The organism is Actinomadura fibrosa, assembly GCF_900659615.1.
Lineage (GTDB): Bacteria > Actinomycetota > Actinomycetes > Streptosporangiales > Streptosporangiaceae > Spirillospora > Spirillospora fibrosa.
Map to the genome: position 1 here is coordinate 45,785 of NZ_CAACUY010000043.1, position 10,774 is coordinate 56,558.

General features: G+C 71.9%; 12 protein-coding genes. 6 read left to right on the top strand and 6 right to left on the bottom strand.

Annotated elements, in window-relative coordinates; translation table 11 throughout:
- Together E1300_RS17510 and E1300_RS17515 are read right to left on the bottom strand one after the other, a co-directional pair.
- Positions 1-189, bottom strand: a complete 189-nt coding sequence (locus E1300_RS17510; protein WP_131758077.1) for a DUF397 domain-containing protein — start codon at positions 187-189, stop codon at positions 1-3.
- The gene (locus E1300_RS17515; RefSeq protein WP_131758078.1) at positions 186-1,001 is read right to left on the bottom strand and encodes a helix-turn-helix domain-containing protein; all 816 of its coding nucleotides are present in this window, start codon (positions 999-1,001) and stop codon (positions 186-188) included. Before E1300_RS17515 ends, E1300_RS17510 begins: the two co-directional genes overlap by 4 nt.
- Positions 1,002-1,111: 110 nt before the next feature.
- Between E1300_RS17515 and E1300_RS17520 the strand changes: the two genes are divergently transcribed.
- A complete protein-coding gene (locus E1300_RS17520) occupies positions 1,112-1,525 on the top strand; it encodes an ATP-binding protein (protein WP_165502881.1) in 414 nt (137 codons plus the stop codon).
- A gap of 6 nt (positions 1,526-1,531) precedes the next feature.
- Here E1300_RS17520 and E1300_RS17525 read toward each other — a convergent pair whose 3' ends face one another.
- Positions 1,532-1,921 carry a MerR family transcriptional regulator gene (locus E1300_RS17525; RefSeq protein ID WP_131758080.1) on the bottom strand — a complete coding sequence of 130 codons (390 nt, stop codon included), beginning with the start codon at positions 1,919-1,921 and terminating at the stop codon, positions 1,532-1,534.
- 63 nt (positions 1,922-1,984) lie between these two features.
- On the opposite strand from E1300_RS17525, the gene E1300_RS17530 reads away from it, so the two are divergent.
- Positions 1,985-3,211, top strand: a complete 1,227-nt coding sequence (locus E1300_RS17530) for an MFS transporter (protein ID WP_131758081.1) — start codon at positions 1,985-1,987, stop codon at positions 3,209-3,211.
- 120 nt (positions 3,212-3,331) lie between these two features.
- On the opposite strand, the gene E1300_RS17535 is transcribed toward E1300_RS17530, so the two are convergent.
- Positions 3,332-4,438: a CU044_5270 family protein gene (locus E1300_RS17535; protein ID WP_131758082.1), complete on the bottom strand. Its 1,107-nt coding sequence runs from the start codon at positions 4,436-4,438 to the stop codon at positions 3,332-3,334.
- Positions 4,435-4,992 carry an RNA polymerase sigma factor gene (locus tag E1300_RS17540; RefSeq protein ID WP_165502882.1) on the bottom strand — a complete coding sequence of 186 codons (558 nt, stop codon included), beginning with the start codon at positions 4,990-4,992 and terminating at the stop codon, positions 4,435-4,437. Before E1300_RS17540 ends, E1300_RS17535 begins: the two co-directional genes overlap by 4 nt.
- A 158-nt stretch (positions 4,993-5,150) precedes the next feature.
- On the opposite strand from E1300_RS17540, the gene E1300_RS17545 reads away from it, so the two are divergent.
- A complete protein-coding gene (locus E1300_RS17545) occupies positions 5,151-5,531 on the top strand; it encodes a VOC family protein (RefSeq protein ID WP_131758084.1) in 381 nt (126 codons plus the stop codon).
- A gap of 69 nt (positions 5,532-5,600) precedes the next feature.
- Entirely contained in the window at positions 5,601-7,304 is a 1,704-nt protein-coding gene (locus E1300_RS53450; protein WP_131758085.1) for a serine/threonine-protein kinase, read from the top strand.
- A gap of 69 nt (positions 7,305-7,373) precedes the next feature.
- Here the strand turns inward: E1300_RS53450 and E1300_RS17555 are convergent, their stop codons facing one another.
- On the bottom strand, positions 7,374-8,930 hold the full coding sequence (locus E1300_RS17555; protein WP_131758086.1) for a CYTH and CHAD domain-containing protein: 1,557 nt from the start codon (positions 8,928-8,930) through the stop codon (positions 7,374-7,376).
- 227 nt (positions 8,931-9,157) lie between these two features.
- Here E1300_RS17555 and E1300_RS17560 point away from each other — a divergent pair, with 227 nt between their 5' ends.
- Positions 9,158-10,030, top strand: coding sequence for an SIS domain-containing protein (locus tag E1300_RS17560; protein WP_131758087.1), 873 nt, complete (start codon positions 9,158-9,160; stop codon positions 10,028-10,030).
- Positions 10,030-10,774: 1-phosphofructokinase family hexose kinase (locus tag E1300_RS17565; RefSeq protein ID WP_131758088.1), on the top strand; the 745-nt coding region annotated here is incomplete at its 3' end. The genes E1300_RS17560 and E1300_RS17565, both read left to right, overlap by 1 nt.

The window sequence follows — 10,774 nt, forward strand, 5'->3', positions numbered from 1 at the left end:
CTAACGCTCCGGCGTCTCCTTGATCCGATTCACGAGGGACGAGAACTCCGCCACGCTGAGGTGAAGGTGCCCACCGCTCGTGTTCTTGGAGTCGCGGATACCGATTCCTCGCGGAAGACGTCCCAGCTCAACGCAGTGTTGGTCGTTGACACCACCGCTGTGCGTACTCTTGCGCCACTGCACGATCATGTGTGCTGCTCCAAGTACTGTTCAACGAGGGCTCGCGAAGCGTCCTCCGGGAGAGCCTTCGCGCCTATACGGTCGAATCTAGACCACATTTCCCTGACTTTCCATGGTCCTTCGATCAGTCGTCCGCCGTTCTGAGCCCCCGCATAGGCGACATCCCGGCTCTCCAAGCCGATGATCTGGAAGGGACCGTCGAAGCCTTCGTGCGCACCAGCGGACGATCGAACGAAACGGATGATGACGTTCGGAAGGTCCATGGCCTGCCGTAGCTGAACGAGCTGCGCCCTCATGACATCCGCCCCACCGACACATGATCCGAGCACGCTCTCATCCATGATCAAGATGGTGAACGGCAGCCTCTCACGTTCGCGGAGTTTCCGTTGCCGAGCGAGACGCTCGGCAACCTCCGCTTGAACATCTTCAGCCGACCCCGCCTCCACCAGCGCGCGGATGTAGTCCTCAGTCTGGAATTGCCTCGGGATGCTGTGACCGTGGTAGCTCCTGATCGCGATGGCCTGTTCTTCGTACTTGATGAGTTGGCGGCCCCAGTCGGGGTCGTGGGCCATTCGGGCGAACCAGAGCATGACCTGAAATAGCACGCCTGTTCCGTAGTGCTTGTCGAGCAGGCGCATGTGGTCGTCGTGCGGACGGCGCCGTCCGGACTCGAAGTTGGAAACAGTGGATCGCTGACAGCCGATGACCTGGCCACACTGCGTCAGCGACATCCCCATGCGCTCGCGCCAGAAGCGCATGAAGAAAGCCAGGAAGTGCCACATCGAGATCTTCGGGTCGAGGGGTTCCCGGACGATCGGCATGACGTCTCCTTCTGTTTTCCGTTCTTGGAACTACAGGCGAACCGTAAGGCATGCGAACGAACGTGTGCCAGGGAATCGGTAATCCAGACGAGAACAGAACGAGGGCGGCGATGACGGGAGATTTGATCATTCCGATGCTCGCGACTCCGGCGACGGCGGGCATGGCGCGGAGCCTGACGGACGGGCGCCTGCGCAAATGGGACTATTTCGCCATCATTGACGACGCACTTCTTGTCGTCGCTGAATTGGTCACGAATGCCATCACCGAAACGCCCAGGAAGGAGATCGTCCTCCAGGTGAGCCGGGAGGCGGCCGGGGTCATCGTCGCCGTCTGGGACTCAAGCCCTCGCCTGCCGCAGGTCAGGCCGATCGTCGAACTCACTCTGGACGACCTCTGCGGCGACGACCTCGATGACAACGGTGGACGGGGGCTGCATCTGGTTCAGTGCCTGGCCAGCGCGTGCGGCGTCACGCCGGATCCCGCCGTCGGCGGCAAGTGGGTGTGGGCTCGCCTGCGCGCGTGAGTGCGCTCAGTCGTTCAGGACGGTCAACGCTCGGCGGGTGACGTCGGGCGGGGCCGCCGCGATGACTTCGTCCAGGGCGCCCAGGGACGTCTGGAGGTCGGTGATCGAGCGGGTGATCCTGGCACGTTCCCGATGGAGGTCGGCGAGCAGGTCCGAGCAGGTGGGAACCAGGCGGTCGCCGTCGTCGCGCAGGCAGGGAAGGATCGTGGCAATGGTGGACGTGTTCAGGCCGGCGGCCAGGAGGCTGCGGATGCGGCGGACGGTGTCGATGTCCGAGTCGCTGTACTCCCGGTAGCCGCTCGGACGTCGGCGGGGATGAAGCAGGCCCTGCTCTTCGTAGTAGCGCAGCAGGCGTTCGTGGACACCCGTCCGTCGCGACAGTTCGCCGATGCGCATGGGCCCCTCCCGGTCGATACGCCTTGACTCTGACATCCGTGTGAGACTCTAGCGTCCCTCGTCATGAGACAGGGCTTCACTACGCTCGCCGTGCTGTGCGTGAGCGTCTTCGTCGTCGGAACGTCGGAGTACCTGATCTCCGGGCTGCTGCCGCAGGTCGGCGCGGACCTGGGGGTCTCGGTAGGCACGGCTGGACAGGCCGTCACCGTCTACGCGCTGGGCGTCGTGGTCGGCGGGCCGCTGGTGGCCGCGCTGACCGCGAGGACGCCCCGCAAGGCGCTTGCGTTGGGGTTGATGCTGCTGTTCGCGGCGGGCAGCGCGATCAGCGCCTCGGCGACCTCGTTCGAATTGCTGCTGATCGGACGTCTGGTCTCGTCGCTCAGCCATGCCGCCTTCCTGGCTCTGGCGATGGTGATGGCCACGAGCGTGGTCCCGCCGGACAGGACCGGCACGGCGATCTCCACGGTCGCGTCCGGTTTCACCGTGGCGACCCTGCTCGGCGTGCCGCTGGGGGCGCTGCTGGGCGAGAGGGCCGGGTGGCGCGCCCCGTTCGCCGTCCTGACCGCGCTGGCGCTGGCGGGCGTCGTGCTGCTGGCGGCCGTCCTGCCCAGGCAGCAGGCCCCGGCCACGCGGCTGCGGGACGAGGTGCGGGTCGTGACGCGCCGCCCGGTCCTGCTGGCCATCGTCACGACGGCGGTCGGCTTCTCCGGTGTCGCGACCGTGTTCACCTACATCACCCCGTTGCTGACGCGGGTGTCGGGGTTCTCCCCGGCGGCGGTGTCCGGGCTGCTGCTCGCCTACGGGGCGGGCAGTTTCGTGGGCAATCTCTTCGCTGGACGGTTCGCCGACAGGTCCCTGAGCGCCACCGTTCGGGGGGTGTTCGGCGGGCTTGTCGGGGTGCTCGCCCTCATGCCGTTCGCCGCTCTCTGGCAGCCGTCCGCGATGGCGGCGGTCCTGGTGCTCGGGCTGCTGGCCACGGCCACCATCGCGCCGCTCCAGGGGCTGATCCTCCGCCACGCCGGTGATGCCCCCACGCTTGCCGTCGCGGCGAACGTCGGCGCGTTCAACCTCGGCGCGGCCGGAGGCTCGGCCATCGGCGGTGTCATCGTCGCGGCGGGCGCGCTGCGCTGGGCCGGTCTGGTCGGGGCGACCTTGAGTCTGGTGGGCCTCGCCTTGACCTATCTCGTTCTGCCCCGCACCTCTTCGTCTGCTCGGACCTTCCCGGACGGCGTCAGCGGGCGTCATCCCGTCGTCCCATCGGTAGAGACGCGTGGGGCGCGCACCCGGTAACGCGTGCTCCGTGTGCGTAGCACTGCGTGCGGGCGGTGCTGCCGAGCTTTCCTCTGTGGTTGTGGCCCGGCGCGTCTTGGGTGGACGCGCCGGGCCGGTGCTGGGACGGGGTGGTCGTCGTCAGGGGGTGGGGAGGGCGCCCAGTTTGTTCACCCAGCCTTGGCGTTCGAAGGCGAGGTATTCGGTGGCGGTGGGGCCGGTGTCCTGCTCGAACACGAGGAGCTGGGCGGTCGCCGGGTCCACGACGAGCCGGACGTCCCCGGCGGCGATGGCCACACCCGGCCTGCCTTCGCGGTCCTTGACCTTGCCGGTGACGCGGACCGAGGGGCAGCCCGCGAGGATGCGGTAGAGGGCCGCGCGCGTGCCGGGGGTGGTCGGGGACATGAACAGGTCCCAGGCGCTGACGAAGACGTACTGGCAGAAGTCGGCGGGGGCGCGGTAGCCGTGCGCGCCGCCCGCGAGGTCCTCCTTCCACAGTTTCCGCAGGTGCGTTTCCAGGGCGCGTTCGGTCGCGGGGAGCTTCGGCAGCGTCCGCCATTCGATCTCATGGGAGCCGATGAGGGGGTTCACGAGGTGCGAGCCTTTGTCGTAGGTCGTGGTGAACGGCTTGGTCGCGGTGGTGCCGCCGTTGACGTCGAGGGGCGGGGAGCCCGCCGCGCGCCAGGCCGCCTCGTCCTTCTTGGTGGGGAACGTGACCTTGACGTCCAGTGGCAGGTGCGTGCGGAACCGCATGCCGGTGCCGCCCGGCAGGGTGCAGGCCCACTCCTCGGTGCTGCTGGCGGTTCGCGCCTTGTACGCCTTCGGCCCGGTCTTGGGGATCGGGACGCCGTGGGCCTTCTTGTAGGGGAGGAAGTCCTGCCACATGCGGGTCCGTGAGTACCAGCAGTTCCCCTTGGACGCGGGCTGCTTGGCGATCGTCTCGGCGCTGGCCAGCAGGAATGTCCGCGTGTCAGGGGGCGGCGCGGCGCGGTCGTGGGACTTCGGCCGTCCGCCGGACAGTGTCCCGGACGCCAGGACCGCCGTGACCGCCACCGCTGTCGCCGCGCCGGTGGCGGCCAGCAGCAGGATGGGCCGCTTCCGGTTCCGGCGGCGGGTGTGGAGGGGCGGCCGGGGGGCCGCTCGGACGATCTCCGTGGCCGGGTGCCGGGCGCGGGCGGCGTCGGCGAGGTCGTCGATCGTCGCGGGCTTCAGGGCGGTGAGGACGTCGTCGAGTTCGCTGTGCTTCACGGCTTCTCCGGGATGGCTCGGGGGCGCGGTGCGCGGTCGGACGCCTCGGCGCCGGGTTCGCGGGACGGGTGGAGGGCTCGGGCCAGGCGGCGGCGTCCCCGGTGCAGGCGGACGACGAGGGCCGTCCGGGAGCAGCCGGCGACGCGGGCGGCCTCGGCGGGGTCCAGGCCGTACCAGGCGGTGAGCGTGACGGCCTCGGCCTCCTTCGGGGACAGGGCGCGCAGGGCGGCGAGCGCCTGGTCGCGGGCGACGACGTGGTCGGCGGCGTCCCAGGCGTGCCGGTCGGCGTCGGTGGTCAGGTCCGCGAGCCGGTCGACGAGGTGGCGGGTCCGTCCGGTGGCGTCGTGGGTCCGGCGGACGAGGTTCCGGGCGACGCCGAGCAGCCATGGCAGCGCCCGCTCGGGGACCTCGTCGATCTTCTGCCAGGCGACGGTGAACACCTCGCCGGTGACGTCCTCGGCGGCGGACACGCCCGTCCGCAGCACCACGTAGCCGAAGACGCTGCGGTAGTGGCTCTCGTAGAGGCGGGTGAACCGGGCTTCTCGCTCGTCCACGCCACCTCCTCTCTTCTCGGGGCAGATACGCCAAGAAGTCGGAGAAGGCGCCATCGGATTACACACGAGGCGCGGAATCTTCGCGGAGCGGTGTTCGGTGCGTAGCGTCGGGGGTGAGGGCCCCGCGCCGCGGGGCTTCGAGCCAGTGGGGAGTTCCGATGCCGGTCCGGTTGAACCACACCATCGTGAACGTCCGCGACAAGCACGAGTCGGCGACGTTCCTGTCCGAGATGCTCGGCCTGGGTGATCCCGTCCCGTTCGGGCCGTTTCTGGTCGTGCAGGTCGACAACGACGTCTCGCTCGACTTCGCCGACGACCACGGGCCGGTCAGGCCGCAGCACTACGCGTTCCTCGTGTCCGAGGACGAGTTCGACGAGATCTTCGACCGGATCCGCGGGCGCGGGCTGCCGTACTGGGCGGATCCGATGCAGAAGCGGCAGGGCGAGATCAACAACAATGACGGTGGACGGGGCGTCTACTGGGAGGAGCCCAGTGGGCACTTCCTTGAAATCATCACGCGCCCGTACGGCGGCGGGTGAGCGATACGGTTTGCCCGCAGGCCGTATCGAGAACGTGCGGGTAGGCGTGGGTAGAGAAGGGTTCGCCCGGTGCAGGAGCAGACGAGGCGTACGGAGCTGCCCAGCGGAGCCGAGGCGCTCCGTCCCGGCGACCCGTCCGCCATCGGCGAGTACGAGCTGGTCGGCCGCCTGGGCGAGGGCGGCATGGGGGCCGTCTACCTGGGCCGGGACGGCGCCGGGCGGTATGTCGCGATCAAGGTGATCCGGGCGGAGCTGGCGGCCGACGAGGGGTTCCGGGCGCGGTTCCGGGACGAGGTCGGCCACGCGCGGCGGGTGGCCTCGTTCTGCACCGCGAAGGTGCTGGACAGCGGCGCGGAGGACGGGCGGCCGTACCTGGTCACCGAGTACGTGGACGGGACGCCGCTGGACGCCTACATCGAGGCGCGGGGCGCGCTGCCCGACGGCACGCTGAACGGCGTCGCGGTGGGGGTCGCGGCGGCGCTGACCGCGATCCACGCCGCGGGGCTGGTGCACCGGGACCTCAAGCCGCCGAACGTGCTGCTGTCGGTGTCCGGTCCCAGGGTGATCGACTTCGGGATCGCGCGGGTCGCCGGCGCGGCGTCGGGGCACACGCAGGCGGGCTTCGTCGTCGGGACGCCGGGGTGGATGGCGCCCGAGCAGGTGCTGCGCGGCGAGGTGTCGACGGCGGCGGACGTCTTCGCGTGGGGCTGCCTCGTGGCCTTCGCCGGGACGGGCCGCCACCCGCACGGCACGGGCACGGTGCTGACGATGGCGGCCCGGGCCGAGAACGGCGAGCACGATCTCGACGGCCTGGGCGAGCCGCTCCGAGGCCTGGTCGAGCGCGCCTTGAACCCCGATCCGGAGCGCCGCCCGGACGCCCAGGAGCTGCTGCTCGAACTGGTCGGCGGCGCGGCCCCGGCGGAGGCGTCGCCGACCGCGGCGCAGGCCGCCGTCGACGCCGAGCTGACGCGGAGCTGGCAGGCCGAGGCGCTGCCGCCGCCGTGGGTGCCGCCGTCCCCGCCGCAGGGCACGCGGTCGGGGACCCGGATGTACGAGACGCCGCCTCCCGGACCGGGCCCGAACACGCCGCCTCCCGGGCCGGGCCCCAGCACGCCGCCTCCTCGGCAGGGCCCCAGCACGCCGCCTCCCTGGCAGGGGCCGACGACACCGCCGCCGAGGCCGACGACGTTGCCTCCTGAGCTGCGTCCGGCGACGCCGCCTCCCGGGCCCCGGCCTTGGGTGGGCCCGCCGATGGCCCCGGGTCCGGCCGCGCCGACGCGGCGGCGCGGCCGCGGGTGCCTGGGCTGCCTGATCGCCGCCGTCGTGGTGATCGCGCTGGCCGTGGTCGCCGGGATCACCGCGTACCGGTACTTCAAGCCCGTCCAGGGCGAGGTGAACAAGCCGATCAAGGACGGCCAGTTCACGTTCGTGGTGTCGCCGGTGTCCTGCGGCGGCTCGGTGCGCGGCATGACGATCTACACCGGCGGCAAGTTCTGCCGGGTTCGGTTCACGGTCACCAACGCGGGGCCGAAGACCCGGACGCTGTCCGAGGAGCACCAGAAGATATTCGTCGGGGACACCTCGTACACGCCGAGGACGATGGTGAAGGGCACCACGGCCGACAGCCGCAACAGCCAGGCGTCCGAGGTGCTGTCCCCGGGCGAGAGGTTCACCGGGATGCTGGTCTTCGAGGTCCCCGCGGCGTCGCAGCCGACGTCGGTCCTCCTGCACGAGCGGACGCTCAGCAAGGGCGTCCGCATCCCCGCCAGGTAGCGCCCGCGCCCCCGAGGACGGAGGCGCGGGCGCGGCGCGGTCGCGGTCGCGGGCGCGCTCGCGGTCGCGTCAGAGCTTCTTGACGGGTTTCGGGTCGGCCGCCTTCTTCCAGGTGCGGGGCAGGTCGTCGAGCGGGGTCAGCCGGTCCTGGAGGACGGTGATCGCGCCGAGCGCGTAGCCGTCGGCCGCGGAGGCGGACGAGAGGTCGGCTCCGGCGAGGTGCCGGGTCGCGACGATCCTGTCCTGGTGCTCGCCCAGGACCTCCTGGACCTTCTTCGCGCGCTTGGCGATCCGGTCGGCCTGCTTGCCCAGCACGGGCGCCGCCGCCTCGGCGGTGTAGCGGAGCCGCTTGGCGGACTTGCGGGTGCGGTGCAGCGCCGCGTCCCGCTCGGGTCCCTCGGGCAGGTGCGCGGCGTCCCGGTAGCGGCTGATCATCTTCTCCCACGCCTTCGCGACGACCTTGCGCTCCTGGCCGCGCGCCGGACGCCACGCCTTCTCGGTGACCGGGGGCTCGGCGACCAGGGCGTCGAGCCGGTCGAGCAGGGCGAGGTAGCGGGGCGACCGGAGCACCTCCCGGAGCTCGGCGCGGGCGGTCCGCTCCTCGACGGCGAGCGCGGCGAGCCAGTTCGGCTCGTCGGCCACGGACGGCCTGACCGGGTCGTCCGCCATGGTCGCCGCGGACGTCGCGGACGGCCCGGACGGCGCGGCCGGCAGGTCGGCGAGCTGCCTGCGGAAGCGCGCCGCCAGCACCTCCCGGTCACGGACCTCGCCCAGCGCGTCCGCGAGCCACTTGAGCTCGGCGTCCAGCGGGTCGGTCACGTCGCGGTCCAGCAGCCGCCGGTGGGTGCGCAGGACGCTCCGGATCCGGCGGATCGAGGTGCGCATCTTGTGGACCGAGTCGTCGTCGTGGTCGGCGAGCCGGACCAGCGGGTCGTAGGTGAGGATGCGCTCGGTGTGCGTCCCGACGTAGCCGGTGATGACGTCGGCGGCGGTGCGGGCCTCGGCGGGCCGCTCGGCGCCGGCGGTCTGGTCGCCGAGCACGACCGCGAGCTTGGACGGCGCGCTGCTGCGGCGCGCGCCCGACCGGAGCAGGGCGTCGCCGACCGCGGCCGCGACCTCGGGCGGGCCGTCGATCTCCTCGACCTCCAGCTCGCGCCAGGTGCTGACGCCTCCGCCGTCCTGGTCGAGGCGCATCCCGGTCACATGGTCGTCGGCGAGCTCCGCCGCGACCGCGCCGCCCTCGGTCAGCAGGGCGCGCTCGGTGCGGTCGGTGCGCAGTTCCACGACGGCGACGAGGGGCCGCTCGCGGACGTAGGCGGTGACCAGTTCGGCGAGGTCGTCCGGCACCGCGTCGGTGGGCTCGCCCGCGGGCCGCCGCAGCTCGCGCCGCCGCCCCTTCGCCTCGGGCAGTTTCAGATGCCATCCCTCGTCGCTGCCGCCGGTCCGGCGCCGCAGCGTGACGCCGTGGCGCGCCAGCCGCAGGTCCGCGGTGTCGTAGTAGCGGGCGAGCAGCGTGTGCCGCTCCGGTTCGCCCACGCCCGACAGCCCGCGCACGCCGCGCAGGTCGGGGAGGGCATGGCCGTCGTCGATCTCGTACTTGTGCTCGACCTCAACGTGGCCGCTCACGTGATCGTCCCCTTCCGCGTCTCGGTATGCGCTGAGCCCTACCCGCTCAGCACGACCTAACAGTGATCGAGGCCACGAACACTGACGAAACTGATCTTTCTGGGACGAAGCCGTGACCGCGGCCGGGGGTGCCGTCCGGTCATGGAGGCCCGGACCCTTGCCCGGATGTGCTCACTCTTGTACGTTACACGCGGATAAAGCGCACAAACGAGCATTTGGGAGCTGCGGTGTCGTTCATTAGTGCGGAGATCGCGTCCCAGCCGGACTGCTGGCGGCGCGCCGCCGAGCTGGCCGGCGCGGCGGACGGGCTCCCCGCACCGGGCGAGCGGATCGCGGTCGTCGGGTGCGGCACCTCGCTGTTCATGGCGCAGGCGTACGCCGCGCTGCGCGAGGCGTCCGGGGCGGGCGAGAGCGACGCCTTCCCGGCCTCGGAGTTCCCCCGCACGCGCGCCTACGACCGGATCGTGGCGATCTGCCGGTCGGGCACGACGACGGAGGTCCTGGACCTGCTGCGGGCGACGGACCTGCCCACCGCGGCGGTGATCGGCAGCGCGGACACGCCGATCACGGAGGTCGCCGACGCGTGGACGGCGCTCGACTTCGCCGACGAGCGGTCGGTGGTGCAGACGCGGTTCGCCACGTCCGCGCTCGTGCTGCTGCGCGCGCACCTCGGCGCGCTGCCCGCCGACCTGGTCGACCAGTGCCGCGCCGCGGTCGCGGAGCCGCTGCCCGCGGGCGCCGCCGGGCGGGGCCAGGTCACGTTCCTCGGGACGGGCTGGACGAACGGGATCGCCAGCGAGGCGGCGCTGAAGGTGCGGGAGGCCGCGGGCGCGTGGACGGAGTCCTATCCGGCCATGGAGTACCGGCACGGCCCGATCAGCATCACCGACGAGCGGAGCCTGGTCTGGTTCTTCGGGACGCCGCCGGACGGGCTGGCCGACGAGGTGCGGCGCACGACGGGGGCGCAGGTCGAGGCGTCGGAGCGGGACGCGCTGGCCGATCTCGTGCGCGTCCAGCGGCTCGCGGTGGCGATGGCCGAGGCCAAGGGGATGAACCCGGACGAGCCACGCAACCTGACCCGCTCGATCATCCTGTCCTGATGATCGTCACGGTGACCCTGAACCCGGCCTGGGACGTGACCTACCGGGTCCCCCGGCTCACGCGGCACGCGTCGCACCGCGTCGGGTCGGTGCTGGAGCGTCCGGGCGGCAAGGGGCTGAACGTCGCCCGCGTCCTGCACGCCCTCGGTGAGCCGGTCCTGGCGACGGGGCTGATGGGTGGTGCGACCGGGGCCCTGGTCGAAGGCGCGCTGGAGGTTCCGCACGCTTTCGTCCGGATCGCCGGGGAGACGCGCCGCACCGTCACGGTCGTCGACAGTGACGCCACCGTGTTCAACGAGCGCGGCCCGGAGATCCGTCCGGAGGAGTGGGCGGCGTTCCAGGAGGCGTTCAGCGCGCGCGCCGCCGAAGCGGAGGTCGTGGTCCTGTCGGGGAGTCTGCCCCCAGGTCTGCCGGAGGATGCGTACGCCGTCCTGACGCGGCTGGCGCGGGCTCAGAGCGCGAAGGTGCTGGTGGACGCGGCCGGGGCCGTGCTGCGCGCCGCGGCCGCCGCCGGTCCCGACGTGCTGAAGCCGAACGCCGCCGAGCTTGCGGCGGCGGGCCTCCCCCTCGCGGCGCCCGGACGCGGTGCGCTCGTCGTGTCGCGGGGCGCCGGCGGGCTGGTCGCCGTGACGCCCGAGGGCCGCTTCGAGGCCGTCCCGTCCGAGACGGTCGACGGCAATCCGACGGGCGCCGGGGACGCCGCCGCGGCCGCGCTGGCCGTGGCGCTGCGCGACCGCCTGCCCT

Excerpts from the sequence above, each read along its gene's own strand:
- E1300_RS17520 (WP_165502881.1), top strand. The coding sequence starts at position 1,112 with ATGACGGGAGATTTGATCATTCCGATGCTCGCGACTCCGGCGACGGCG.
- E1300_RS17510 (WP_131758077.1), bottom strand. The coding sequence starts at position 189 with ATGATCGTGCAGTGGCGCAAGAGTACGCACAGCGGTGGTGTCAACGAC.
- E1300_RS17545 (WP_131758084.1), top strand. The coding sequence starts at position 5,151 with ATGCCGGTCCGGTTGAACCACACCATCGTGAACGTCCGCGACAAGCAC.
- E1300_RS17530 (WP_131758081.1), top strand. The coding sequence starts at position 1,985 with ATGAGACAGGGCTTCACTACGCTCGCCGTGCTGTGCGTGAGCGTCTTC.
- E1300_RS17525 (WP_131758080.1), bottom strand. The coding sequence starts at position 1,921 with ATGCGCATCGGCGAACTGTCGCGACGGACGGGTGTCCACGAACGCCTG.
- E1300_RS17515 (WP_131758078.1), bottom strand. The coding sequence starts at position 1,001 with ATGCCGATCGTCCGGGAACCCCTCGACCCGAAGATCTCGATGTGGCAC.